Origin of the sequence: Vibrio sp. HI00D65, assembly GCF_001635455.1 — a bacterium.
Taxonomy (GTDB): Bacteria; Pseudomonadota; Gammaproteobacteria; order Enterobacterales; family Vibrionaceae; genus Vibrio.
Map to the genome: position 1 here is coordinate 1 of NZ_LWEH01000385.1, position 444 is coordinate 444.

Annotated in this window: 1 protein-coding gene; it reads right to left on the minus strand. The window is 42.7% G+C overall.

Annotated elements, in window-relative coordinates:
- Positions 1-444: TonB-dependent receptor domain-containing protein (locus tag A3712_RS21430; protein ID WP_157618840.1), on the minus strand; the 444-nt coding region annotated here is incomplete at both ends.

Consider the following 444-nt stretch of genomic DNA (forward strand, 5'->3'; position numbering starts at 1 on the left):
GCCGTAAGGTGCGTCAAACAGAGTGTCAAGATTAATAGTTGACGAGAACTCAGCACCAGCTCTCAGAGTTAAATCTGTCANAGGACGGTAATAAGCCGTCAAGTCTACAACTGTGTATCCAGATACATCGACGTTGTCGTCAGCGTTCCAATCATCCTTCGACGCAACCATTTTTACATTTAACGCAGAACCGAAATTATCACGTTCAACACCAAATCCGATTGTACTTGTTAGTGGTGCAACTGAATCAATTGACTTACCAGTCTTCTTGTCTTCACCATCTGCATAAGCAACAGCTAAGCGAGTGTAAGTGCCGTAAGGTGCGTCAAACAGAGTGTCAAGATTAATAGTTGACGAGAACTCAGCACCATAAATCGTTACTTCGTCTAAGTTTTCTTTCGTGAACACATCTTTACCACCTTGCTCACCTGTTTTCGTTTCGTT